Below are 23,648 nucleotides of genomic sequence, written 5' to 3'. Positions count from 1 at the left end.
CTGTCTGTCTCGCGTTTCTGCGTCGCACACGGACGCGGTTCGGGTGAGTGGTCGCGGTCGCGCGCGCGGGCGCGGCGGCCGGGTCAGATGGAGAGAGCGCGGTCCGTGGGCCGGACCGGGAACGGGAGCTCCGTGTCCCCCTCAAGGTACCGGTCGACGGCGGAGGCCGCTGAACGTCCCTCCGCGATGGCCCACACGATGAGCGACTGGCCGCGACCGGCGTCGCCCGCGACGAAGACGCCGGCCTGGTCGGTCTGGTAGTCCTCGCCGCGCGCGACGTTGCCGCGCGCGTCGAAGGGCACCTCCAGCTGGCTCTCGAGGGCGGCCTTCTCGGGGCCGGTGAATCCGAGGGCGAGGAGGACGAGGTCGGCGGGGATCTCGCGCTCGGTGCCCGACTTCGGCACGCGGCGGCCGTCGCGGAACTCCGTCTCGGCGACGCGGACGGCGCGCACGTGCCCGTCGTCGTCCTTCAGGAACTCCACCGTGGTGGCGAGGTACTGGCGCTCGCCGCCCTCCTCGTGCGCGCTCGACACCTCGAAGAGCGTCGGGTACGTCGGCCACGGCTGGTCGGGGCGGCGCTCCGACGGCGGCTGCTGGCCGATGGCGAGGTTGGTGACCGAGGCCGCCTTCTGGCGGTGCGCGGTGCCGATGCAGTCCGCGCCGGTGTCGCCGCCGCCGAGGACGACGACGTGCTTGCCCTCGGCGTGGATCTGCTCGGGCACCTGGTCGCCGGCCGTCGCGTGGTTGGACTGGCGCAGGTAGTCCATGGCGAAGTGGACGCCGTCGACGTCGCGGCCCGGGATGTCGAGGTCGCGCGGCACGAGCGCGCCCGTGCAGACCACGACCGCGTCGTAGCGCAGGCGCAGGTCGGACCAGGTGATGTCCTTCCCGATGTCGACGCCCGCGCGGAAGCGCGTGCCCTCGGCGGTCATCTGCGCCAGACGCGCCTCGAGGTGCTTCTTCTCCATCTTGAAGTCGGGGATCCCGTAGCGCAGCAGGCCGCCGATGCGGTCGTCGCGCTCGAAGACCGCGACCGTGTGCCCGGCGCGCGTGAGCTGCTGGGCGGCGGCGAGGCCGGCGGGGCCGGATCCCACGACCGCCACGGTCTTGCCCGTGAGACGCTCGGGCGGGTGCGGCTCGACCCAGCCGTTCTGGAAGGCGTCGTCGATGATCGACACCTCCACCTGCTTGATCGTGACCGGCGGCTGGTTGATGCCGAGGACGCACGAGCTCTCGCAGGGGGCCGGGCACAGGCGACCCGTGAACTCCGGGAAGTTGTTCGTGGCGTGCAGGCGCTCGATGGCCTGGCGGCCCTCGCCGCGCCACGTGAGGTCGTTCCACTCCGGGATGAGGTTGCCGAGCGGGCAGCCCTGGTGGCAGAACGGGATGCCGCAGTCCATGCACCGGCCGGCCTGGCGCACGAGCTCGCCGCGCTCCTGCTGCTCGTACACCTCCTTCCAGTCCATGAGCCGCACCGAGACGGGTCGGCGCTTGGGGAGCTCGCGCTCCGTCACCTTGAGGAAGCCCTTGGGGTCAGCCACCGGTCACCTCCAGGATGCGCTTCCAGGCTACGTCGCCGTCGGGGTCGATGCCTTCGTCGACCGCGGTCTGGCGGGTGGCGAGGACGGCCGCGTAGTCCCGCGGCAGGATCTTGGTGAAGCGTTCCATGGAGGTCTCCGGGTCGGCGAGCAGGCGCTCGGCCACGGTGGATCCGGTCTCGGCGAGGTGCCGGCGGAGGAGGTCGAGCACGATCTCGACGTCGGCGCTCCCGAGGGGGTGCAGCTCGAGCTCGCCCGACGCGAGCGCGTCGGTGTTGATGCGGTCGCGGTCGAGGTCGATCACGTACGCCGTGCCGCCCGACATGCCCGCGCCGATGTTCCGGCCGGTGCCGCCGAGCACGAGCGCGAGCCCGCCGGTCATGTACTCCAGCGCGTGGTCGCCCACGGCCTCGACGACGGCGGTGGCGCCGGAGTTGCGGACGAGGAACCGCTCCCCCACCATGCCGCGGATGAACATGGTGCCCTGGGTGGCGCCGTAGCCGATGACGTTGCCCGCGATGACGTTCTCCTCCGCGGGGAAGCCGGCCTTCTCGTCGGGGCGGACGACGATGTCGCCGCCCGAGAGGCCCTTGCCGAGGTAGTCGTTGCTGTCGCCGACGAGGCGGAGCGTGATGCCCGACGGCATGAACGCGCCGAAGGACTGGCCCGCGGAACCGCGCAGCGTGACGTCGATGGATCCCGTCGGGAGCCCGTCCTCGCCGTGGGCCTTCGTGACGAGGTGGCCGAGCATCGTGCCGACCGCGCGCGCCGTGTTGCGCACGGGCAGGTCGATCTCCACCCGGCCGCCGTGGTCGAGCACGTCGCGGCTGAGGCGGATCAGCTCGTTGTCGAAGTGGGCCTCGAGCTCGTGGTCCTGGGAGCGGCCGTGCTTCATCGGCTCGTCGTCGGCGAAGGTCGGGCCGACCAGGATCGGCGTGAGGTCGAGGCCCGACGCCTTCCAGTGGTCCACCGCGTCCTCGACGCCGAGCAGGTCGTTGCGGCCGACGATCTCGTCGAGCGAGCGGTACCCGAGGGCCGCGAGGTGCTCGCGCACCTCCTGGGCGATGAACTCGAAGAAGTTGACGACGTGGTCCGCCTTGCCGGGGAAGCGCTTGCGCAGCTCCGGGTTCTGCGTGGCGACGCCGACCGGGCAGGTGTCGAGGTGGCAGACGCGCATCATGATGCAGCCGGACACGACGAGCGGCGCCGTGGCGAAGCCGAACTCCTCGGCCCCCAGCAGCGCGCCGACGATGACGTCGCGGCCGGACTTCATCTGCCCGTCGACCTGCACGACCACGCGGTCGCGCATGCCGTTGAGGCGCAGGGTCTGCTGCGTCTCCGCGAGACCCAGCTCCCACGGCGTGCCCGCGTGCTTGAGCGAGTTGACCGGGCTCGCACCCGTGCCGCCGTCGTGGCCCGAGACGAGGATCACGTCGCTCAGCGCCTTCGCGACACCCGCCGCGACCGCGCCGATGCCCGACTGGCTGACGAGCTTGGTGTGGATCCGCGCGGAGGGGTTCGCGCGCTTGAGGTCGAAGATCAGCTGCTTGAGGTCCTCGATCGAGTAGATGTCGTGGTGCGGCGGCGGGGAGATGAGGCCCACGCCCGCGGTCGCGTGGCGCGTGCGCGCCACCCACGGGTACACCTTGCCGGGCGGCAGCTGCCCGCCCTCGCCGGGCTTGGCGCCCTGGGCGAGCTTGATCTGGATGTCGTCGGCGTGCGTCAGGTACATGCTCGTGACGCCGAAGCGCCCGGAGGCGACCTGCTTGATGGAGCTGCGGCGCTCGGGGTCGAGCAGGCGCTCCACGTTCTCGCCGCCCTCGCCCGTGTTGGACTTCGCGCCCAGGCGGTTCATCGCGATGGCGAGCGTCTCGTGCGCCTCCTCGGAGATGGAGCCGTAGCTCATCGCGCCCGTGGAGAAGCGCTTCACGATGTCCGAGATGGGCTCGACCTCGTCGAGCGGCACGGGCGGACGCGTGCCGGTGCGCAGCCGGAACATGCCGCGGAGCGTCATGAGGTCCTTCGACTGCGCGTCGACCATCGAGGTGTACTCGCGGAAGATGTCGTACCGGCGCGTGCGCGTGGCGTGCTGCAGCCGGAAGATCGTGTCGGGGTTGAACAGGTGCGGGGACCCGTCGCGACGCCACTGGTACTCGCCGCCCGTCTGCAGGCGCTCGTGCGAGAGCACGGCGCCGTCGGTCGGGTAGGCGCTGCGATGGCGCGCGGCGTTCTCGGCCGCGATGACGTCGATCCCGACGCCGCCGAGGCGCGTGGTGGTGCCCGAGAAGTACTGGTCCACCAGCTGCTGCGACAGGCCGACCGCCTCGAAGCACTGGGCGCCGGCGTACGAGGAGACCGTCGAGATGCCCATCTTGGACATGATCTTCAGCACGCCCTTGCCGAGCCCCTTGATGAGGTTCCGCGTCGCCTTCTCCGGCGTCACGCCCGTGAGCATGCCGCTGCGGACGAGGTCCTCGCAGGACTCCATCGCCAGGTACGGGTTGACCGCGGAGGCGCCGTAGCCGATGAGGAGCGCGACGTGGTGCACCTCGCGCACGTCGCCGGCCTCCACCACGATGCCGACCTTCATGCGGGTCTGCGAGCGGATGAGGTGGTGGTGCACGGCCGCGATCATGAGGAGCGACGGGATGGGCGCGAGGTCGCGGGTGCTGTCGCGGTCCGAGAGGACGATGAACTGCGCGCCGTGGGCGATGGCGCGGTCGACCTCGTCGCACATGGCGTCGATGCGCTTCTGCATCGCGAGCGGCCCATCGTCGACGCGGTAGAGACCGCTCACGATCGTGGTGGTGCGGCTGCCCGGGCGGTGGTCGATGTGGATGACCTTGGCCAGCTCGTCGTTGTCGATGACGGGGAAGTCGAGCACGACCTGCTTGGTGTGCTCGGGCCCGGCGTCGAGGAGGTTGCGCTGCGGCCCGAGGCCGAGGCGGAGGCTGGTGACGACCTCCTCCCGGATGGAGTCGAGCGGCGGGTTCGTGACCTGCGCGAACTGCTGCGTGAAGTAGTCGAACAGGAGGCGCGGGCGCTGCGAGAGCACGGCGATGGGCGTGTCCGACCCCATGGCGCCGAGGGGCTCGGCGCCGACCTTCGCCATGGGCATGAGGAGCATCCGCACCTCCTCCTCGGTGTAGCCGAAGGTGCGCTGGCGGCGGACGACCGACGCGGGCGTGTGCACGACGTGCTCGCGCTCGGGCAGGTCGGCCAGGTGGATGCGGTTCCGGAGCCACTCGCCCCACGGCGCGCTCGCCGCGAGCTGCGCCTTGATCTCGTCGTCCTCGATGATCCGGCCGGCCTCGGTGTCGACGAGGAACATCTTCCCGGGGCGGAGGCGGCCCTTGCGCGCGATGCGGGCGGGGTCGATCTCGAGCACGCCGATCTCGCTGCCGAGCACCACGAGGCCGTCGTGGGTGACGAGGTAGCGGCCCGGGCGCAGGCCGTTGCGGTCGAGGGTCGCGCCGACGAGCGTGCCGTCGGTGAACGTCAGGGCGGCCGGACCGTCCCACGGCTCCATGACCATGGAGTGGTACTCGTAGAAGTCGCGGCGGACGGGGTCGATGTCGGACTGCTTCTCCCAGGCCTCGGGGACCATCATCATCATCGCGTGCGGCAGGCTGCGGCCGCTGAGGCTGAGGAGCTCGAGGACCTCGTCGAACGAGGCGGAGTCGCTCGCGCCGGGCGTGACGATGGGCATCAGCGGCGAGAGGTCGCCGAGCAGCTCCGACTCGAGCTGGGACTGTCGCGCCCGCATCCAGTTGCGGTTGCCCGCGACCGTGTTGATCTCGCCGTTGTGCGCCATCATCCGCAGCGGCTGGGCGAGGGGCCAGGACGGGAAGGTGTTCGTCGAGTACCGCGAGTGCACGATGGCGAGCTTCGAGGCGAAGCGCTCGTCGGAGAGGTCGGGGTAGAACGGCTCCAGCTGGAGCGTGGTGACCATGCCCTTGTAGACCAGGGTGCGCGAGGACAGCGAGATGAAGTAGGCGCCGAGCTCCCGCTCCGCGCGCTTGCGCAGCCGGAATGCCAGCCGGTCGAGCGCGAGCCCCGCGGGTCGGTCGGACGGCTCGCGGGCGTCGGACGCGAGGAACAGCTGGCGGAACGCGGGCATGGCCTTGCGCGCCAGGTTGCCGAGGTGCGTCGCGTCGACGGGCACCTCACGCCAGCCGAGGACGCGCAGGCGCTCGTCGCCGGCGATCCGCTCGATGCCCGCTTGCAGCTCCTCGCGCTCGGCGTCGTCCGTCGGCAGGAACGCCATGCCGACCGCGTACTCCCCCATCGGCGGCAGCTCGAAGCCGGCGACGCCGCGGAGGAACGCGTCGGGGATCTGCGTCATGATGCCGGCGCCGTCGCCGGTGCCCGCGTCGGAGCCGATGGCCCCGCGGTGCTCCAGGTTCCGGAGCGCGTCCAGCGCGTTGACGATGATGTCGTGGCCGGGGGTGCCGCGCAGGGTGGCCACCATGGCCAGGCCGCACGCGTCCTTCTCGAACGCCGGGTCGTACAGGCCCTGCTTCGCGGGGAACGAGCCGCCGGGAGGGGAGGTGGAGGAGAACGCCATGGGAACCGTCCTAGATGCACTGCGGAGGGACGTCGCTGGCCCTGTGGTGAGGACCGCCTCGCGAGAGGAGGCGGTGACCGCGGGGGTGCCCGCGCTGGGAACTAGGCGCCGCGTCCGCTTGTGGCGGGGAGAGCGTGGGAGTCCGAACCGGTGGATGCCCGATCGTCGTCGACGTCGGCGAAATCCGAATCCGTGTAGACCGATGCTACCTCGCCGTCGCGGCCCGCCTTCGCGCGGGCGCTTACGTCATCCGGGGTCCGACCCGGCAGGTACGGGCTCGGCTCGCTGCCGACGTGGCGCCGGGTCTGCACGAGGAAGAGCACGAGGCCGATGGCCACCGCGAAGAACGCGGCCCAGACGTTGGTGCGCACGCCGAAGAAGATCTCGCTCGGGTCGATGCGGATCGACTCGAAGACCATGCGCCCGAGGCCGTACCACATGAGGTACACGGCGAGGCCGCGGCCCCACTGCAGGCGCACGGCGCGACCCAGCGCCATGATGACGAGCGCACCGGCGACGTTCCACACGATCTCGTACAGGAACGTCGGGTGGAACAGCGTGCCCGCCGGCAGGCCGGCAGGGAACGCGGCGTTGGTCGGGTCGACCTCGAGGCCCCAGGGCAGCGTGGTCGGCGTGCCGAACAGCTCCTGGTTGAAGTAGTTGCCCATGCGGCCCGCGGCCTGCGCGAGGAGGAGCCCGGGCGCGAGCGCGTCCGCGAAGGTCCAGAATCGGACGCCCGTCCACTTGGAGCCGAGCCACACGCCGAGCGCGCCGCCGATGAGCGCGCCGAAGATGGCGATGCCGCCCTCCCACACGTAGAGCACGCGCCAGAGGTCCGCGCCGTCGTAGAAGTAGTCGCCGGGGTGGGTGAGCACGTGGAACGCGCGCGCTCCGACGATGCCGAGCACGAGCGCGCACAGCGTGAAGTCGATGACCGTGCCCGACTCGACGCCGCGCGCCACGAGGCGGCGGTTCGTGAGGAACGCGGCGATGAGGATGCCGACGAGGATGCACACGGCGTAGGCGTGGATGACGAAGGTGAGCGGCAGGTCGATGCCGAAGCCCTGGAGCCACGCCGTGACGTCGAACCGGGTGTCGGACGGATCCGGGCTGGGGATGCTCATCGGGACGAACAACGGATGGCGCTCACTTTCGCAGGGGGATCGGCGGGCGCGGCGGGACCGCGGGCCGGGGCTACTGTAGCGCGGTTCCCCGCGCGAGATCGGCCGCGGCGCGGGCCACGCCGGGCACGCCGCCGTCGGCGAGGGCCGCCACGAGGGCGGACCCGACGATGGCGCCGTCGGCGTAGCCGAGCACCTCGCGGACCTGGTCGCCGGTGGAGATGCCGATGCCCACGCAGGCGCTCGTGGACCCCGCGTCGCGCAGGCGCGACACGAGGCCGCGCGCGGCCTGGTCGACGTCCTGCCGCGCGCCCGTGATGCCCATGGTGGACACCGCGTACACGAAGCCGCGGCTCCGCTCGACCGCCTGGTGCAGCCGGGCCTCGCTGGAGGACGGAGCCGCCAGGAACACGCGGTCGAGGCCCGTGCGCTCCGACGCGGCGAGCCAGTCGCCGCCCTCGTCGGGGATCAGGTCGGGCGTGATGAGGCCGGCGCCGCCCGCGGCGACGATGTCGTCCGCGAAGCGCTCCACGCCGTACTGGACGACGGGGTTCCAGTAGGTCATGAGGAGCACGGGCGCGTCCACGCGCTGGGTGATCGCGTGCAGGGCGTCGAAGCCGTCGCGGAGGCGGAAGCCCTGCGCGAGCGCCGTCTGCGTGGCGCGCTGGATGACGGGGCCGTCCATGACCGGATCGCTGTACGGCAGGCCGAGCTCGATGACGTCGACCCCGTTCTCGACGAGGGCGACGGCCGCCTCGATGCTCGTGGCGAGGTCGGGGAAGCCGACGGGCAGGTACCCGACGAGGGCGCCAGAGCCCTGCTCGCGCCGGAGCGCGATGGTCCGCTCGACGGGGCTGCCCGCGGGCGCGGCGGCGTGGGCTGCCGCGGTCACGACTGCTCCGCCCCGGCGTCGATGAGGTCGAAGTACTTCCCGGCGGTCTCCATGTCCTTGTCGCCGCGACCGCTGAGGTTGATCAGGATGATCGACTCCGGGCCCAGCTCCTTGCCGAGCTCCAGCGCGCCGGCGAGGGCGTGCGCGGACTCGATGGCCGGGATGATGCCCTCGGTGCGGCTCAGCAGGCGCAGCGCGCTCATGGCCTGGTCGTCCGTGACGGGACGGTAGGTGGCACGGCCGAGGTCGGACAGCCAGGAGTGCTCCGGGCCGACGCCCGGGTAGTCGAGGCCGGCGGAGATCGAGTGCGAGTCGATGGTCTGGCCGTCCTCGTCCTGCAGGAGGTAGCTGCGCGCGCCGTGCAGCATGCCGGGCCGGCCCTTGGTGATGGTGGCGGCGGTGCGCGGGGTGTCCGCGCCGTCGCCGCCGGCCTCGAACCCGTAGAGGGCCACGTCGGCGTCGTCGAGGAACGCGTGGAAGATGCCGATGGCGTTGGACCCGCCGCCGACGCACGCCGCGACGGCGTCGGGCAGGCGCCCGGTGAGCGCGAGGACCTGCTCGCGCGCCTCCTCGCCGATGACCTTCTGCAGGTCGCGGACCATGGCCGGGAACGGGTGCGGGCCCGCGACCGTGCCGAACACGTAGTTCGTGGTCTCGACGTTGGTGACCCAGTCGCGCATGGCGTCGTTGATGGCGTCCTTGAGGGTGCGCGACCCCGAGCGGACCGGGATGACCTCGGCGCCGAGCAGGCGCATCCGCGCCACGTTGAGCGCCTGGCGCTCGGTGTCGACCTCGCCCATGTAGATGACGCAGTCGAGCCCGAAGAGCGCGGCGGCGGTCGCGGTCGCGACGCCGTGCTGGCCCGCGCCCGTCTCCGCGATGATGCGCTTCTTGCCGATCTTCTTCGTGAGCAGCGCCTGGCCGAGCACGTTGTTGATCTTGTGCGAGCCCGTGTGGTTGAGGTCCTCGCGCTTGAGGATGATGCGGGCGCCGCCGGCGTGCTCGGCGAACCGCGGCACCTCGGTGATGAGGGACGGGCGTCCGGTGTAGCTGCGGTGCAGCTCCTTCAGCTCCTCGATGAACGCGGGGTCGACCTTGAGCTCCTCCCACGCCTCGGCCAGCTCGTCGAGGGCGGCGACGAGGGACTCGGGGACGTATCGCCCGCCGAAGTCGCCGAAGTAGGGACCGGTCGCGCTGCGCAGGTCGGTCATGCGCGGATGTCCAGGAACTCGCCGAGCGTGCGGACGGGATCGCCCGTGACGAGCGCCTCGCCCACCAGGACGACGTCGGCGCCCGCGCGGCGGTAGTGCGCCACGTCGTCGGCGGTCTTCACCGCGGACTCCGCGATGCGCACGACGCCGGCGGGGATGGAGTCGGCCAGCGATCCGAAGAGGTCGCGGTCGAGCTCGAAGGTGGTGAGGTTGCGGGCGTTGACGCCGACGACCTGCGCGCCGAGGTCGAGCGCGCGCGACACCTCCTCCGCCGAGTGCGTCTCGACGAGCGCGGTCATGCCGAGCTCGTTCACGAGGGCGTGCAGCTCGACGAGCGTCCTCTGGTCGAGCGCCGCGACGATGAGCAGCACGAGGTCGGCGCCCGAGGCGCGCGCCTCCAGCACCTGGTAGGGCTCGCCGATGAAGTCCTTGCGGAGGACGGGGATGGACACGGTGTCGCGCACCTGCTCGAGGTCGTGCAGCGAGCCGCGGAACTTGCGGCCCTCGGTGAGGACGCTGATGGCGCTGGCGCCGCCGGTCTCGTAGCGGGACGCGAGGAGGGCGGGATCCGGGATCTCGGCGAGGGCGCCGCGCGACGGGCTCGAGCGCTTGACCTCCGCGATGATCTTCACGCGGTCGGCGGGCGCGAGGGCGCTGAGGGCGTCGAGGGCGGCGGGACGCGCGAGCGCCTCGGCCTCGACCTGGGCGAGGGGACGGGTCTCGCGGCGTGCGGCCGCGTCCTCGAGGGCACCGGCGAGCAGATCGCCCAGCATCTAGGAGTGCGCCTTCGCGTGGGTGGGGACCGTGCGGTGCCCGCCGACGCCGAAGCCGAGCTTCTTCATGACGCCGCCGGTGATCCAGCCGAGGATCGCGAGGACCGCGGAGGCCCACACGACGGGCTCGATGGCGAACCAGAAGGCGATGGTGCCGACGGTGAACGCGACGAGCATGATGACGACAGCCGTCCAGGCCGCCGGCGAGTTGCCGTGGCCGGGTTCTGCGGACTCTGTGGACATGCGTGCTCCTCGGGGTTCGTGCGATCGGGACGGATCGAGTCTACCGGGCGGCGTCGGGGCGGCCGTCGGGATGGGGACGGCGGGCGGGGCCCGTCAGGTGAGCCTCACGCGGCTCCGCCGGTCGGGGCGTCGTCCGCGTCGCCGGGCTCGCGGCGGGTGGGATCCGCGCCGCCGCTCAGGCTGTCCCAGGCGGCCACGGGATCCTCGCGCGGGACGATCCGGCGGGTCGGCGCCGGGTCGGGGGCGTCGTACCGGGACCGGCGGGTCGGCCAGCGCGGTCCGGTGATCGCCACGAAGAGGCCCGTCAGCGCGGACGCGATGCCCGCGACGAGCGTGACCGGACCCCAGGGGGTCGTGGTCCATCCGTCGACGAGCCCCGCCACGGCCGATGAGCCCGCGACGCCCGTCACGGTCGTGACCGCGGCCTCGCCCGCCTGGACGGGATCCGCGGTCGCGGCGAACGCCGTGAGCGCCACCGTCGCCCCGATGAGCGCCTCCAGGATCCCGAGGACCACCCGGAGCGCGCGGCCCGCGATGGCGAGCGCGCCGGCGAGGGCGAGGCTCGACAGCGCGAGGGCGCTGAGCGCGGGGGCGGCGACGCTGCCCGCGACGGGCACGAGCGCGGGCGCCTGGCCGCCGATGCGGAGCGTCGACCAGTCCTGCGACCAGCCGAGGAAGGTGGCCGCGCTCGTGGCGAGGACGAGCAGGAGGGCGAGGGACTTCGTGCGGCGGGTGACGCGCATCAGCGCACGCGCCGCATGGCCTCGGCGACGGCCACGGCGCGCAGCGGGGCGGCGGCCTTGTTCTGCGACTCGAGGTACTCGGCGTCCGGGTCGGAGTCGGCGACCATGCCGCCGCCGGCCTGCACGTGGGCGATGCCGTCCACGATGGTGGCCGTGCGGATCGCGATGGCGAGGTCCGCGTCGCCCGCGAAGTCGAAGTAGCCCACCACTCCCCCGTACACGCCGCGCTGGGCGGGCTCGAGCTCGTCGATGATCTGCAGCGCGCGCGGCTTGGGCGCGCCCGAGAGCGTGCCGGCCGGGAACGTGGCGCGGAAGACGTCGATGCTCGAGACGCCGGGCCGGAGCGTCCCCTCGACCGAGCTGACGAGGTGCATGATGTGGCTGAACCGCTCGACCCGCATGAACTCGGTGACCTCGACGGAGCCCGGGGCGCACGCCTTCAGCATGTCGTTGCGCGCGAGGTCCACCAGCATGAGGTGCTCGGCGCGCTCCTTCGGGTCGGCGAGGAGCGACTCCTCGTGCGCGACGTCCTCCTCGACGGTCGCGCCGCGGGGGCGGGAGCCGGCGATGGGGTGCATGTAGACGTGGTCGTCGGTGACCGTGACGAGCGCCTCGGGCGAGGATCCGACGATGGAGTACGGCTTCCCGTCGGCGTCCTCGAGCGTGAGCAGGTACATGTACGGGCTCGGGTTGAGCACGCGCAGGATGCGGTACACGTCGATGGGGTCGGCCGTGGTCGGCTGGTCGAAGCGCTGCGAGATCACGACCTGGAAGACGTCGCCCTCGTGGATGTGGTGCTTGCTCCGCGCGATCGCCCCGTGGAAGTCGGCCGGCGTGGTGCGGAGCGTCGCGGACGGCTGCGCCTGGAGGTCCACCTCGGCGAGGAACGTCTCGGACGGGCGGGCGAGGTCGGCCTGCATGCGGTCGAGGCGCGCCTGCGCGTCGGCCCACATGGCGTCCGCGTCGTCCACGCCGTCGTTGAGGGCGGTGGCCACGAGCGTGACGGTGCCCCGGCGGTGGTCGAGCACCGCGAGCTCGGAGACGAAGCTGAGCGCCTGGCCGGGCACGGGGACCTCGGCCGGCGGGCGGTCGGGCAGGCGCTCGATCTGCCGCACGGCCTCCCACCCGATGAAGCCGACGAGGCCGCCGGTGAGCGGCGGGAGACCCGGGATGCGCGGCGTCTCCCAGCGCGCGTAGAGCGCGGCGAGGGCGGCCAGCGGGCCGTCGGGCGCGTCGTCCCCGAGGGCGCGCTGCGCGTCGATGCCGTAGTCGAGCCAGCGCGCGACGTCGCCCTGCTGCGTGAGGACGCCGAAGGACGAGACGCCGACGAACGAGAAGCGGGTCCAGATGCCGCCCTGGCCGGCGGACTCGAGCAGGAAGCTGCCCGGGCGGCCGGCGGTGAGCTTGCGGTGCACGCCCACGGGCGTCTCGCCGTCGGCGAAGACCTCGCGGAGCACGGGGATGACCCGGTGGTCGGCGGCGAGGACGCGGAACGCCTCCCGCGTCGTGGTGCCGGGCTCGGGGGTGGACGGCGCGGCGGCGCGCGGGGACTCGGTCATGGGGTGGGCCCTTCGTCGGCGGCGGGGCGCGCGCCCGCGACGGGATGGAGGTGGTCGGCGTCGAAGCAGGTGCGCGTGCCGGTGTGGCAGGCCACTCCTACCTGGTCGACCTGGACGAGGACCGTGTCGCCGTCGCAGTCGAGGGCCGCGTCGCGCACGTACTGGCCGTGCCCGGACGTGTCGCCCTTCCGCCAGTACTCGCTCCGGGAGCGGGACCAGAAGGTGACGCGGCCCGTGGTGAGCGTCCGGCGGAGGGCCTCGCGGTCCATGTAGCCGAGCATGAGCACCTCGCGCGTGTCGTGCTGCTGGATGACGGCGGGGAGCAGCCCGTCGTCGGCGAAGGACGCGCGGGCGAGGATGCCGTCGACGTCGGGGACGCCGTGCACCGGGGAGTCGAGCGGGGCTGCGCTCATCGTCGGACCACCTGACCGGCGTCCGCGAGGGCGCCCTTGACGTCGCCGATCGTGAACCGGCGGGAGTGGAAGACGCTCGCGGCGAGCACGGCGTCGGCGCCGGCCTCGATCGCGGGCGCGAAGTGGTCGAGCTCGCCCGCGCCGCCCGAGGCGATCACGGGCACGCGGCTGGCGGCGCGCATGGCGGCCACGAGCTCGAGGTCGAAGCCGTCGCGCGTGCCGTCGGCGTCGATGGAGTTGACGAGCAGCTCGCCCGCGCCGCGCTCCACGGCCTCGCGGGCCCAGGCCACGGCGTCGATGCTCGTCCGGGTGCGGCCGCCGTGCGTGGTGACGACGAAGCCGGACTCCGTGTCGCCGCGCGTCACGTCGAGCGAGAGCACGCACACCTGGGCGCCGAACCGGTCGGCGATCTCGCCCACGAGGTCGGGGCGGGCGATGGCCGCGCTGTTGACGCCGATCTTGTCGGCGCCGCTCGCGAGCAGCCGCGCCACGTCGTCGGCGCTGCGGACTCCCCCGCCGACCGTGAGCGGGATGAAGACCTGCTCGGCGGTGGCGCTCACGACGTCGTACATCGTCGCGCGGTCCTCGACCGTGGCCGTGACGTCGAGGAACGTGAGCTCGTCCGCGCCCTGCTCGTAGTAGAGGCGCGCGAGCTCGACGGGGTCGCCCGCGTCCTGCAGGTCGAGGAAGTTGACGCCCTTGACGACGCGGCCGGCGGCGACGTCGAGGCACGGGATGACACGGACGGCGAGCTGCGCGGCGTGGCCGGGGGCGGCGGATCCAGCGGGGGCCACGGTCAGATCCGGGCGGCGTGGATGGGGCTGACGAGGATGGCGCGCGCGCCGACCTCGTGCAGGCGGTCCATGATCTGGTTCGTGTCGTCGCGCGGCACCATCGAGCGCACGGCGACCCACGCGGGATCCTGCAGCGGCGAGATGGTGGGCGACTCGATGCCCGGCGTGATGGCCGTGGCGGCGTCCAGCAGCGACAGCGGCACGTCGTAGTCCATGAGCACGTAGCGGCGCGCGACGAGCACGCCCTCGAGGCGGCGGAGGAGCGTGGCGGCGCCCGGCTTCTCCTCGGCGCCCGAGATGAGCACGGCGGTGGATCGGAGGATCACCGGGCCGAAGATCTCGAGGCCCGCCTTCCGCAGCGTGGTGCCGGTCTCGACCACGTCGGCGATGGCGTCCGCGACGCCCAGCTGGATGGCCGACTCGACCGCGCCGTCGAGGCGGATGAGCTGCGCCTCGACGCCGTGCTCGCGGAGGAATCCGCCGACGAGGACGGGGTAGCTGGTGGCGATGCGCACGCCGGCGAGGTCCGCGAGGTCCGCGAAGCGGCCCACGGGGCCGGCGAACCGGAACGTCGATCCCGCGAAGCCGAGCTCCGCGGTCTCCGCGGCCTCGGACGCGGAGTCGATGAGCAGGTCGCGGCCGGTGATGCCGACGTCGAGCGCGCCGGATCCGACGTAGGTCGCGATGTCGCGCGGGCGGAGGTAGAAGAACTCGACGTCGTTGCGCGCGTCGAGGACGTAGAGCTCCTTCGGGTCACGACGGCCGGCGTACCCGGCCTCGGCGAGCATCTGGGCGGCGGTCTCTGAGAGCGAGCCCTTGTTGGGCACGGCGACACGGAGCATGGGGATCACTTCTTCCGATGGAGGGGACGACACGGGTGACGGGGAGCGTCACAGATGTCGGCCGACGTCCTCCAGGGTGAGGCCGCGCGCGATCATCATGACCTGCACGTGGTACAGCAGCTGCGAGATCTCCTCGGCGGCGCGGTCGTCGGACTCGTGCTCGGCCGCCATCCAGACCTCGGCGGCCTCCTCGACGACCTTCTTGCCGATGGCGTGCACGCCGCCGTCGAGCTCGCGGACGGTGCCGGACCCCTCGGGCCGCTCGGCGGCGATCCGGGTCAGCTCGCCGAACAGGTCATCGAAGGTCTTCACGTGCTCCAGGGTACAGCCGCACGACGGGCGCCCGGCACGACGACGGGAGGCCGGGAGCGCGATGCTCCCGGCCTCCCGGTGGTGATGCTGGCGCGGTGGACGGGGTGCTAGCCGACGCCCTGCAGGTCGATCACGAAGATCAGCGTGCGGCCGGAGAGGCGGTGGCCGCCGCCCGCGGGGCCGTAGGCGAGCTCCGGCGGGACGACGAGCTGGCGGCGTCCGCCGACCTTCATGCCGGGGATGCCCTGCTGCCAGCCGGCGATGAGGCTGCGCAGCGGGAAGCGCACGGACTGGCCGCGGCTCCAGGAGGAGTCGAACTCCTCGCCGGACTCGAAGTCGACGCCGAGGTAGTGCACGTCGACGGTGTCGCCGGGCTGGGCCTCGGGGCCGTCGCCCACGGTGATGTCGGAGATGGTGAGCTCTGCGGGGGCCGGGCCGTCGACGGGCTCGACCTCGGGCTTCGTGGTGTCGGTCATGGATCCAGTCAAGCAGATCCGCGCGGGCCTTCCGTCAGTGCGCGTGGGTGTGCGCCTCGGCGGCCCGGCGGAGCTCCGCGATCGCCGCCTCGGGGTCGCCGCCGCGGAAGACGCCGGATCCGGAGACGAACGTGTCGGCGCCGGCCTCGGCCGCGCGGCCGATGGTCTCGACGTCGATGCCGCCGTCCACCTGCAGCCAGACGTCCTGGCCGGACTCGCGGAGCCGCGACCGGAGCGCCCGCAGCTTCGGCATGGTCTCGGGCATGAAGGACTGGCCGCCGAAGCCGGGCTCGACCGTCATCACGAGCACCTGGTCGAACTCGCCGAGCAGGTCGAGGTAGTCGTCGACGGGCGTGCCGGGCTTCAGCGCGATGCCGGCGCGCGCGCCGATGTCGCGGAGGCGCCGGGCGAGCGCGACGGGCTCGCGCGTGGCCTCGGCGTGGAAGGTGACGCTCGCGGCGCCGGCCTCCGCGTAGCCGGGGGCCCAGCGGTCGACGTCGTCGATCATCAGGTGGATGTCGAGCGGCACCGGGGTCACCTGCTGGAGGCGCTCGACCATCGGCAGCCCGAATGTGAGGTTCGGCACGAAGTGGTTGTCCATGATGTCGACGTGCACGAGGTCGGCGGTGGCGAGGCGCTGGATCTCGCGCTCCAGGTTCGCGAAGTCGGCGGACAGGATGCTCGGTTCGATGCGGACGGGCATGCTCCCGACCCTACCGGCGGGTCAGCAGGGCGATGAACATGGCGTCCGTGCCGTGCCGGTGCGGCCAGAGCTGCACGCTGGATCCGCGGGCCCCGGCGTCGGGGTCGGCCGCCGGCAGCTCGAGGTCGCCGTCGGCCACCTCCTGCAGCACCGCGCCCGTGTCGAGCGCGCTGACATCCGGGTGCCGCTGGAGCGCGGCCTGCACGATGGCGCGGGTCTCGGCGAGGTGCGGCGAGCACGTGACGTAGGCGAGGATCCCGCCGGGCGCGAGCGCGCCGATGGCGGAGTCGATGAGGCCGGCCTGCAGGGCACCGAGGCCCGCGACGTCGCGCGGGGTCTTCCGCCAGCGCGCCTCGGGACGGCGGCGGAGCGCGCCGAGGCCGCTGCAGGGCGCGTCGAGGAGGATCCGGTCGAACTCCCCCGGGTGGCTCTCCCCCACGGTCGTGCCGTCGAGCTCCCACACCTCGGTGTCCCCGGGGACGGCGCGGAGCGCGTCGCGGACGAGGCCGGCGCGCGCCGGGACGAGCTCGTTCGCGGTGAGCAGCGCACCGGAGCGGCCCGCCTCGGCGGCGAGGAGCGCCGCCTTGCCGCCGGGACCGGCGCAGAGGTCGAGCCAGCGCTCGCCGGGGGTGACGGCACGCGCGCGGCTGAGGGCGAGGGCGGCGAGCTGGGATCCCTCGTCCTGCACGCGGACGCGGCCCGCGGCGACGCCGGGCGCGTCCATCGGGTCGCCGCCCTCGAGGTAGGCGCCGACGGGCGAGAAGGCGGCCGGCTGCTCGCCCGTCTCCTCGACCGTCGCGAGGCCGGGGAGCGCGACGAGGCTGACGGCGGGCGCGGCGTTGTCGGCGCGCAGCAGGTCCTCGAGCTCGTCGGCGCGGCCCTCGCGGGCGAGCGCCTGGCGGAGGGCGCGCAGCACCCACAGCGGGTGGGAGTGCTCGAGGGCGAGCCGCTCGTCGTCGCTCGCGGCGCTGTCGAGGACGCGCTGCCGCCACGCGTCGGGCTCCGAGCGGGTGATGGTGCGGAGGACGCCGTTGACGAAGCCCGTGGCCGAGCGGGATCCGACCGCGCGCGCCATGTCCACGCCCTCGTTCACGGCCGCGTGCGTGGCGACGCGCATGCTCAGGAGCTGGTGCACCGAGAGGCGCAGGACGTCGAGGATCGGCGCGTCGATCGCGGTGACGGAGCGGCCGGCGGCCAGCTCGATCACGCGGTCGTAGTACCCGGACATGCGCAGCGTGCCGTAGGTGAGCTCGGTGGCGAGCGCCGCGTCCTGGGCGCTGAGGGCCGCGCGGCGGATCTTCACGGGCAGCAGCAGGTTCGCGTACGCGTCCGACTCGCGGACCGCGCTCACGACCTCGTAGGCGACGCGGCGCGCGGGGCTGACGGACGACGGGCCGCCGACGTCGGGGCGGCCGCCTCCCGCGGGGCGGCGGCCGCCGGGTCGGCGGGCGCGGGATCCGGTGCTCTCGCTCATCGTGCGCTGACGTCCTTCCTCGTGACGCCGCGCCACCAGTCGGCGGCGGGCATGGCGCTCTTGCCGGCCGGCTGCACCTGGATGAGCTCGACGGGGTGGCTGGCGGTGCCGATCGCGACGCGGCCGTCGACGGCGGCGATCGCCCCGGGCTCGAGCGTCGCGGCGTCGCGGAGGGCGGCCGCGCGGTGGATCTTGAGGCGCACGTCGTCCACGGACGTGTGCGCGCCGGGCTCGGGCGTGACGCCGCGGATCCGCGCGAGCACCTCGTCGGCGGGCCGGGACCAGTCGACCCGGCCGTCGTCGATCGTCGTCTTCGGCGCGAGCGTCGGCTCGCCCTCCTGCGGGCGCGCGACGGCCGTGCCGGCGGCGATGGCGTCGACGGTGCGCGCGAGGAGGCCGGCGCCCTGGACCGCGAGGGCGTCGAGCACGTGGCCGGCCGTCTCGTGGTCGCCCGTGGGCCGCTCCTCCATCGCGAAGACGGGGCCGGTGTCCATGCCGCGCTCCAGCTGGAACACGCTCGCGCCCGTGACGCGCTCGCCCGCCATGATCGACCGCTGCACGGGCGCGGCGCCGCGCCACCGGGGCAGCAGGGAGAAGTGCAGGTTGATCCAGCCGTGCGCGGGCGTCGAGAGCAGCGGCTCCCGCACGAGCCCGCCGTAGGCGACGATGACGCCGAGGTCCGCCCCGACCGCGGCGATCCGGGCGGTCGCCTCCTCGTCGAGGCGGTTCACGCGGAGCGTCGGGATGCCGAGCCGCTCGGCCTCCGCGGCGACGGGCGACGGGGTGAGCACGCGCTTCCGGCCGAGCGGCGCGTCGGCGCGCGTGACGACGAGCGCGACCTCGTGGCCGGACGCGGCGAGCAGCTGGAGCGACGGCACGGCCGCGAGGGGCGTGCCGGCGAAGACGAGTCTCATTGCGAAAGCCCTCTCGGGGACGGCGTGCGGGTGGACGGTGCGGGCGGGGGCGGCGGATGCCGGGGCGACGCGGCCGGGCGCGCGGGCCGGGCGGCGGCCGGGGATCAGAACAGCCCCGTGTCGTCGAACCGTACACGGAGCGGGACCGTGGGCCGGAACCCGGTGCGGCCCGCGACGGGCTTGCGGCGGCTCGAGGCGTTGCGCACGACGGCCGCGCGGAGCTCCCGCGCGGCGTCCGGTCCGCTCGCGTAGTCGAGGCGGACGATGGCCCGCACGCGCCCCTGCTCGGTCGGCACCGGACCCAGGACGTCGACCCCGTCGATCCCGCCGAGCCGCTCGACCGCCTGGCCGACCGCGTCCGGGAGCCCCTCGACGCTCGCGGCCCGCACGGCCGGCGGGAAGCGCAGCGCCCGGCGCTCGAGCAGCTCCTCGCGCGCGTACCGCGGTTGCTGCCAGGTGGCGAGGGCGCGCGCGACCTGCCCGCCGACGCCCACGAGCATCACGGGCGCGCGGGGCGCGGCGAGGGCGGCGGCGTTCGACCACTGGCGGAGCACGTCCTCCCCCACCCGGAGGCTCTCGCGGGCGAGCATCCGCTCCCCGTCGAGCAGCAGGATCGCGCGGTAGCCGCCCGCCGCCACGGGCTCGGCCCCGCGCGTGGCCACGACGAGCCGCGACTCGGCGTCCACCTCCTGCACGTGGCGCTCGCCGTCGGCCAGCACCACCTGCACGCCGGGGAACGCGCGGCCGAGCTCCTCCGCGGTGCGGCCCGCGCCGATGGTGACGAGGCGCAGCTCGTCGGATCCGCAGTTGGCGCAGCGCCAGTCGCCCGCGAGGTGCCCGCACCAGCCGCAGGTGGGCGTGCTCGTCGCGGTGGACATGCCGAGCGGACCCGTGCAGACGGTGCAGCGGGCGGCCTGCCGGCAGGCGCGGCAGGCGACCAGCGGCGCGTAGCCCGGGCGGGCGACCTGGATGAGGACCGGCCCGTGCTCCACGGCGTCCTTCGCCGCGCGCCACGCGCCCGACGGGATCCGCGCCTGCCGGGCGAACCCCTCGTCGCCCGTCTGCGACGTGGTGGGGATCACCCGCGGGGTCCGGGTGGCGGCGGGCGACACGCTCGCGAGGTAGCCGATCGCGACGAGGCGCTCGACCTCGGTGCTCCGGGAGTGCGCGAGCAGCACGAGCGCGGTGCCCTGTTGCCGGCTGCGGAGGAGGGCGACGTCGCGCGCGTGGGCGTAGGGGCTGAGCGGCTCGGCGTGCAGCGGGTCGCCCTCGTCCCACATCGCGACGAGGCCGAGGCGCGGCGCGGGCGCGTAGACGGCCGAGCGGTTGCCGACCACGATGCGGGGTGCGTCGCCGAGGCCCGCGAGGAAGGAGCGGTAGCGGTCGGGGCCGGACTGGCGCGCGTCGGTGCGCAGCACGGATCCGTCGGGGGCGTGCGCGGCGAGAGCCGCCTCCAGCTGGTCCTGGTCGCGGTAGTCGGGCACCACGAGGACGCTGCTGCGACCGGACGCGAGCACGCGCGCGGCGGCCTGCGCGAGCGTGACGGCCCAGCGGCCGGCCCAGACGCCGCCCGGCAGCTCGACGACCTCGGGGACGGCGTCGACCGCCACGCGCCCGGACGCGTCGACCGCGGTGTCGAGGGTGCCGGGCGCGTAGCCGTCGATCGACGGGAGCACGGCGGGGTCGACGACGGCAGCCGCGGGATCGGCGGCGGGTGCGGCGTCCGCGACGGGCTCGGCGGCATCCGCATCCGCCTCCGCCGCGGCCGCGAGGGCCGCGACGTGCGCCTTCTCCACGCGCACCTGCCGCGGCGGCACCGCGAGCCGGATGACGTCGGACGCCGTCCCGGCCTGCCGGTCGGCGACCTCCCGCGCGAGCGTCCAGATCTCCGGGCGCAGCACCGGCAGCGGCGACACGACCTGCTCCACCTCGCTGAGCGCGCCGTCGTATCCCCCGCCGTCGCCGACCTCGATGACGTAGCCGTCGGCCACCCGGCCCGCGGAGCGCAGCGGGACGCGCACGCGGACGCCGGGCACGCACGTCGCCCGCAGCGCCTCGGGCACGGCGTAGTCGAACAGGCGGTCGAGCTGCGGCAGCGGGGAGTCGACCATGACCCGCACGACGGGCGGGCGCGTGCCCGCGGGGACGTCGGAGGAGGGCGGCGGCGGCGGATCCCCCGCGGTCACGTGGCGCTCCCGGTCATGCCGGGTTCCGGGCGGCGGCGCGCGTCAGAGGCCCGCGGCGCTCTGCAGGTCGGCGACACGGTCCAGCGCCTCCCAGGTGAAGTCCGGCAGCTCACGGCCGAAGTGCCCGTAGGCGGCGGTCTGCGCGTAGATGGGACGGAGCAGGTCGAGCCGTTCGACGATGGCGCCGGGACGCAGGTCGAAGGTCTCGCGGATGGCGCGCACGATGCGCTCCTCGGGCACGTGCGCCGTGCCGAACGTCTCCACGTAGAGGCCCACGGGCGCGGCCTTCCCGATCGCGTACGCCACCTGCACCTCGAGCCGGTCGGCGAGGCCCGCGGCGACCGCGTTCTTCGCGACCCAGCGCATGGCGTACGCGGCGCTGCGGTCGACCTTCGACGGGTCCTTGCCGCTGAACGCGCCGCCGCCGTGCCGGCTGAAGCCGCCGTACGTGTCGACGATGATCTTCCGGCCGGTGAGCCCCGCGTCGCCCTTCGGGCCGCCGATCTCGAACTTGCCGGTGGGGTTGATGAGCAGGGTCGCGTCGCGCGAGTCGAGCTCGATGCCGATCTCCGCCGCCTGCGCGAGCACCGGGCGGATGACGTGCTCCTCGACCTCGCGGCGGAGGTCCTCCTGGGAGACCTGCGGGCCGTGCTGGGTGGACAGGACGACCGTGTCGACCGTGCGCGGCACGAGGCCGTCGTAGCCGATGGTGACCTGGGTCTTGCCGTCGGGCCGCAGGTACGCGAGCTCGCCCGAGTGGCGGACGGCCGCGAGGCGCTCGGCGAGGCGGTGCGCGAGGTAGATGGGCAGCGGCAGGAACACGGGGGTGTCGCGTGACGCGTAGCCGAACATGAGGCCCTGGTCGCCGGCGCCCTGGAGGTCGTGCGCGTCGGTGGACGCGGATCCCGAGCGGGACTCGTACGACCGGTCGACGCCCTGCGCGATGTCGGGCGACTGCGCGCCGATGGACACCGTGACGCCGCAGTTGCTGCCGTCGAAGCCGACCTCGGAGGAGTCGTAGCCGATGTCCCGGATGCGGTCGCGCACGATCTGCGGGATGTCGACGTACCCGCTCGTGGTGACCTCGCCCGCCACGTGCACGAGGCCCGTGGTGACGAGCGTCTCGACGGCGGCGCGGCTCGTCGGGTCCTGCGTGAGGAGGGCGTCGAGGATGCTGTCGGAGATCTGGTCGCAGATCTTGTCGGGGTGACCCTCGGTGACGGACTCGGAGGTGAACAGGCGCAGGTCGGTCACGGGTCGCTCCAGGGGATCGCGTGGTCGACAGCCGGTCGCTACCGCGGAGCCGGCTGACCCACTACGTCGAGAATTCGATGGGCCACCTGCTCCTTGGAGCCGGAGGCCTCCGCCAGTGTATCGCCGGCGATCCCGAGCACCGTGACCGTGTTGCCCTCTGTGGCGAACCCCTCGGACCACCCCACCCTGTTGAGGACGAGGAGGTCGCAGCCCTTCCTGGCGAGCTTCGCGCGGCCGATCCGCAGCAGCTCGGCCGGGTCCTCCTCGGTCTCGGCGGCGAAGCCGACGACGAGGCGACGCGAGCCGTCCGGGCGGGCGGCGGCGTCGGCCGCCGCGTCGGCCGCGAGCCGCTGCAGGATGTCGGGGTTGCGGACGAGCTCGACGGAGAGCGCGTCGCCCGCCTCCTCCTTCTTGATCTTGCCCGCGGAGACGGCGACGGGCCGGTAGTCGGCGACGGCCGCGGCCATGATCACGACGTCGGCGTCCGCGGCCTCGCGCACCATGGCGTCGGAGAGCTCGAGCGCGGTAGAGACCGGCACGACGCGGACGCCGGCGGGCGCGGGCACCTCGAGGTGCGCGGCGACGAGCACGACGTCGGCACCCCGGTCGCGGGCGGCGGATGCGAGGGCGACCCCCTGCCGGCCGGAGGAGCGGTTGCCGAGGAAGCGCACGGGATCCAGCGGCTCGCGCGTGCCGCCCGCGGAGATGACGATGCGGCGCCCCTCGAGGTCGCGCCCGCCGGGGCGCACCGCGGCGAGGGCGGCGGCGATCACGTCCTCCACCTCCGCCATGCGGCCCGGCCCGGAGTCCGTGCCGGTGAGGCGGCCCGACGTGGGGCCGACGAGGGTGGCGCCGCGGGAGCGCAGGAGGGCCGCGTTGGCCTGGGTCGCCGGGTGCTGCCACATCTCGGTGTGCATCGCGGGGGCGACGACGAGGGGCGCGCGGCTGGCGAGGATGGTGGTGCCGAGCAGGTCGTCGGAGAGGCCGAGCGCCATGGTCGCGAGCGTGTGCGCGGTGGCGGGCGCGACGACGATGAGGTCGGCCTTCTGGCCGAGCGCCACGTGGCGGACCTCGGAGACGCCGTCGTAGAGGTCGCTCGTGACGGGGTTCCGGCTCACGGCCTCGAGGGTGGGCTTCCCGACGAAGCGGAGCGCCGCCTCGGTGGGCACGACGTGCACGTCGTGGCCGAGCAGCACGAGGCCCCTGACCACGCCGACGGCCTTGTAGGCCGCGATCCCGCCCGTGATCCCCACGACCACCATCATGCGGCGGCGCTCCGGTGCCCGGAGGCGGGAGCGGCGTGCGGCGTGCGGTCGGCGCGGGGCATCCGGGACGGCGGGCGGCTAGGAGGCCGCGGGCTCCACGATGGGCGTGGCGACGAGCTTGTCCTCGTTGATCTCGTGCATGGCGACCGAGAGGGGCTTGTCGTCGATGGTGGAGTCGACGAGCGGTCCGACGTTGTCGAACAGGCTGCCCTCGTGCAGGTCGGCGTAGTAGTCGTTGATCTGGCGGGCCCGCTTGGAGGCGAAGATCACGAGCGCGTACTTCGAGTCGACCTTCGAGAGGAGCTCGTCGATGGGCGGGTCGATGATGCCCTGGGTCTTGTCAACCATGGATGTGCCGCTTCCTCATT

Annotated in this window: 21 protein-coding genes; all 21 read right to left on the bottom strand. The window is 73.7% G+C overall.

Annotated elements, in window-relative coordinates:
* Positions 1-83 precede the first annotated feature (83 nt).
* Positions 84-1,541: a glutamate synthase subunit beta gene (locus tag ITJ44_RS00480; RefSeq protein WP_194632852.1), complete on the bottom strand. Its 1,458-nt coding sequence runs from the start codon at positions 1,539-1,541 to the stop codon at positions 84-86.
* Positions 1,534-6,105, bottom strand: a complete 4,572-nt coding sequence (gene gltB / locus ITJ44_RS00475) for a glutamate synthase large subunit (RefSeq protein WP_194632851.1) — start codon at positions 6,103-6,105, stop codon at positions 1,534-1,536. Before gltB ends, ITJ44_RS00480 begins: the two co-directional genes overlap by 8 nt.
* A gap of 101 nt (positions 6,106-6,206) precedes the next feature.
* Positions 6,207-7,229 (bottom strand): prolipoprotein diacylglyceryl transferase, encoded by a 1,023-nt coding sequence (lgt, locus tag ITJ44_RS00470; RefSeq protein WP_194632850.1) that lies wholly within the window; start codon positions 7,227-7,229, stop codon positions 6,207-6,209.
* Positions 7,230-7,299: 70 nt separating this feature from the next.
* Positions 7,300-8,118 (bottom strand): tryptophan synthase subunit alpha, encoded by an 819-nt coding sequence (gene trpA, locus ITJ44_RS00465; RefSeq protein ID WP_194632849.1) that lies wholly within the window; start codon positions 8,116-8,118, stop codon positions 7,300-7,302.
* Positions 8,115-9,329, bottom strand: coding sequence for a tryptophan synthase subunit beta (trpB, locus tag ITJ44_RS00460; RefSeq protein ID WP_194632848.1), 1,215 nt, complete (start codon positions 9,327-9,329; stop codon positions 8,115-8,117). Before trpB ends, trpA begins: the two co-directional genes overlap by 4 nt.
* Positions 9,326-10,102 carry an indole-3-glycerol phosphate synthase TrpC gene (gene trpC / locus ITJ44_RS00455; protein ID WP_194632847.1) on the bottom strand — a complete coding sequence of 259 codons (777 nt, stop codon included), beginning with the start codon at positions 10,100-10,102 and terminating at the stop codon, positions 9,326-9,328. Before trpC ends, trpB begins: the two co-directional genes overlap by 4 nt.
* Positions 10,103-10,345, bottom strand: a complete 243-nt coding sequence (locus ITJ44_RS00450; RefSeq protein WP_194632846.1) for a DUF6704 family protein — start codon at positions 10,343-10,345, stop codon at positions 10,103-10,105.
* A 104-nt stretch (positions 10,346-10,449) separates the two neighbouring features.
* Entirely contained in the window at positions 10,450-11,088 is a 639-nt protein-coding gene (locus tag ITJ44_RS00445; protein ID WP_194632845.1) for a Trp biosynthesis-associated membrane protein, read from the bottom strand.
* Positions 11,088-12,647, bottom strand: a complete 1,560-nt coding sequence (locus ITJ44_RS00440; protein ID WP_194632844.1) for an anthranilate synthase component I — start codon at positions 12,645-12,647, stop codon at positions 11,088-11,090. The genes ITJ44_RS00445 and ITJ44_RS00440 overlap by 1 nt, the downstream gene beginning before the upstream one ends.
* Positions 12,644-13,060 carry a phosphoribosyl-AMP cyclohydrolase gene (hisI, locus tag ITJ44_RS00435; protein ID WP_194632843.1) on the bottom strand — a complete coding sequence of 139 codons (417 nt, stop codon included), beginning with the start codon at positions 13,058-13,060 and terminating at the stop codon, positions 12,644-12,646. Before hisI ends, ITJ44_RS00440 begins: the two co-directional genes overlap by 4 nt.
* Entirely contained in the window at positions 13,057-13,854 is a 798-nt protein-coding gene (gene hisF / locus ITJ44_RS00430) for an imidazole glycerol phosphate synthase subunit HisF (protein WP_194632842.1), read from the bottom strand. The genes hisI and hisF overlap by 4 nt, the downstream gene beginning before the upstream one ends.
* 2 nt (positions 13,855-13,856) lie before the next feature.
* Positions 13,857-14,696, bottom strand: a complete 840-nt coding sequence (gene hisG / locus ITJ44_RS00425; RefSeq protein ID WP_194632841.1) for an ATP phosphoribosyltransferase — start codon at positions 14,694-14,696, stop codon at positions 13,857-13,859.
* Between the two features lie 48 nt (positions 14,697-14,744).
* Positions 14,745-15,008 (bottom strand): phosphoribosyl-ATP diphosphatase, encoded by a 264-nt coding sequence (locus ITJ44_RS00420; RefSeq protein WP_012038459.1) that lies wholly within the window; start codon positions 15,006-15,008, stop codon positions 14,745-14,747.
* 107 nt (positions 15,009-15,115) lie between these two features.
* Positions 15,116-15,484: an FKBP-type peptidyl-prolyl cis-trans isomerase gene (locus ITJ44_RS00415; RefSeq protein ID WP_012038460.1), complete on the bottom strand. Its 369-nt coding sequence runs from the start codon at positions 15,482-15,484 to the stop codon at positions 15,116-15,118.
* 34 nt (positions 15,485-15,518) lie between these two features.
* On the bottom strand, positions 15,519-16,187 hold the full coding sequence (gene rpe, locus ITJ44_RS00410) for a ribulose-phosphate 3-epimerase (protein ID WP_194632840.1): 669 nt from the start codon (positions 16,185-16,187) through the stop codon (positions 15,519-15,521).
* Positions 16,188-16,197: 10 nt separating this feature from the next.
* Entirely contained in the window at positions 16,198-17,661 is a 1,464-nt protein-coding gene (locus tag ITJ44_RS00405) for an RsmB/NOP family class I SAM-dependent RNA methyltransferase (protein WP_194632839.1), read from the bottom strand.
* Positions 17,658-18,575, bottom strand: coding sequence for a methionyl-tRNA formyltransferase (gene fmt, locus ITJ44_RS00400; protein ID WP_194632838.1), 918 nt, complete (start codon positions 18,573-18,575; stop codon positions 17,658-17,660). The genes ITJ44_RS00405 and fmt overlap by 4 nt, the downstream gene beginning before the upstream one ends.
* A gap of 104 nt (positions 18,576-18,679) precedes the next feature.
* Complete coding sequence (locus ITJ44_RS00395) at positions 18,680-20,761, bottom strand: primosomal protein N' (RefSeq protein WP_194632837.1); 2,082 nt, start codon at positions 20,759-20,761, stop codon at positions 18,680-18,682.
* Between the two features lie 42 nt (positions 20,762-20,803).
* Positions 20,804-22,015: a methionine adenosyltransferase gene (gene metK, locus ITJ44_RS00390; protein ID WP_194632836.1), complete on the bottom strand. Its 1,212-nt coding sequence runs from the start codon at positions 22,013-22,015 to the stop codon at positions 20,804-20,806.
* A gap of 38 nt (positions 22,016-22,053) precedes the next feature.
* Complete coding sequence (coaBC, locus tag ITJ44_RS00385; protein ID WP_194632835.1) at positions 22,054-23,280, bottom strand: bifunctional phosphopantothenoylcysteine decarboxylase/phosphopantothenate--cysteine ligase CoaBC; 1,227 nt, start codon at positions 23,278-23,280, stop codon at positions 22,054-22,056.
* A gap of 78 nt (positions 23,281-23,358) precedes the next feature.
* Complete coding sequence (rpoZ, locus tag ITJ44_RS00380) at positions 23,359-23,628, bottom strand: DNA-directed RNA polymerase subunit omega (protein ID WP_012038467.1); 270 nt, start codon at positions 23,626-23,628, stop codon at positions 23,359-23,361.
* Positions 23,629-23,648: the final 20 nt, after the last annotated feature.

It is taken from the genome of Clavibacter sp. VKM Ac-2873 (assembly GCF_015351075.1).
GTDB lineage: Bacteria > Actinomycetota > Actinomycetes > Actinomycetales > Microbacteriaceae > Clavibacter.
This window is presented reverse-complemented; position numbering and strand designations above follow the sequence as displayed.

Bases quoted from the DNA above. Each gene is read 5' to 3' on its own strand.
- ITJ44_RS00440 (WP_194632844.1), bottom strand. From the start codon at position 12,647: ATGACCGAGTCCCCGCGCGCCGCCGCGCCGTCCACCCCCGAGCCCGGC.
- coaBC (WP_194632835.1), bottom strand. From the start codon at position 23,280: ATGATGGTGGTCGTGGGGATCACGGGCGGGATCGCGGCCTACAAGGCC.
- trpB (WP_194632848.1), bottom strand. From the start codon at position 9,329: ATGACCGACCTGCGCAGCGCGACCGGTCCCTACTTCGGCGACTTCGGC.
- ITJ44_RS00450 (WP_194632846.1), bottom strand. From the start codon at position 10,345: ATGTCCACAGAGTCCGCAGAACCCGGCCACGGCAACTCGCCGGCGGCC.
- hisI (WP_194632843.1), bottom strand. From the start codon at position 13,060: ATGAGCGCAGCCCCGCTCGACTCCCCGGTGCACGGCGTCCCCGACGTC.
- rpoZ (WP_012038467.1), bottom strand. From the start codon at position 23,628: ATGGTTGACAAGACCCAGGGCATCATCGACCCGCCCATCGACGAGCTC.
- ITJ44_RS00405 (WP_194632839.1), bottom strand. From the start codon at position 17,661: ATGAGCGAGAGCACCGGATCCCGCGCCCGCCGACCCGGCGGCCGCCGC.
- ITJ44_RS00415 (WP_012038460.1), bottom strand. From the start codon at position 15,484: ATGACCGACACCACGAAGCCCGAGGTCGAGCCCGTCGACGGCCCGGCC.
- ITJ44_RS00445 (WP_194632845.1), bottom strand. From the start codon at position 11,088: ATGCGCGTCACCCGCCGCACGAAGTCCCTCGCCCTCCTGCTCGTCCTC.
- lgt (WP_194632850.1), bottom strand. From the start codon at position 7,229: ATGAGCATCCCCAGCCCGGATCCGTCCGACACCCGGTTCGACGTCACG.
- gltB (WP_194632851.1), bottom strand. From the start codon at position 6,105: ATGGCGTTCTCCTCCACCTCCCCTCCCGGCGGCTCGTTCCCCGCGAAG.
- trpC (WP_194632847.1), bottom strand. From the start codon at position 10,102: ATGCTGGGCGATCTGCTCGCCGGTGCCCTCGAGGACGCGGCCGCACGC.
- fmt (WP_194632838.1), bottom strand. From the start codon at position 18,575: ATGAGACTCGTCTTCGCCGGCACGCCCCTCGCGGCCGTGCCGTCGCTC.
- hisG (WP_194632841.1), bottom strand. From the start codon at position 14,696: ATGCTCCGTGTCGCCGTGCCCAACAAGGGCTCGCTCTCAGAGACCGCC.
- rpe (WP_194632840.1), bottom strand. From the start codon at position 16,187: ATGCCCGTCCGCATCGAACCGAGCATCCTGTCCGCCGACTTCGCGAAC.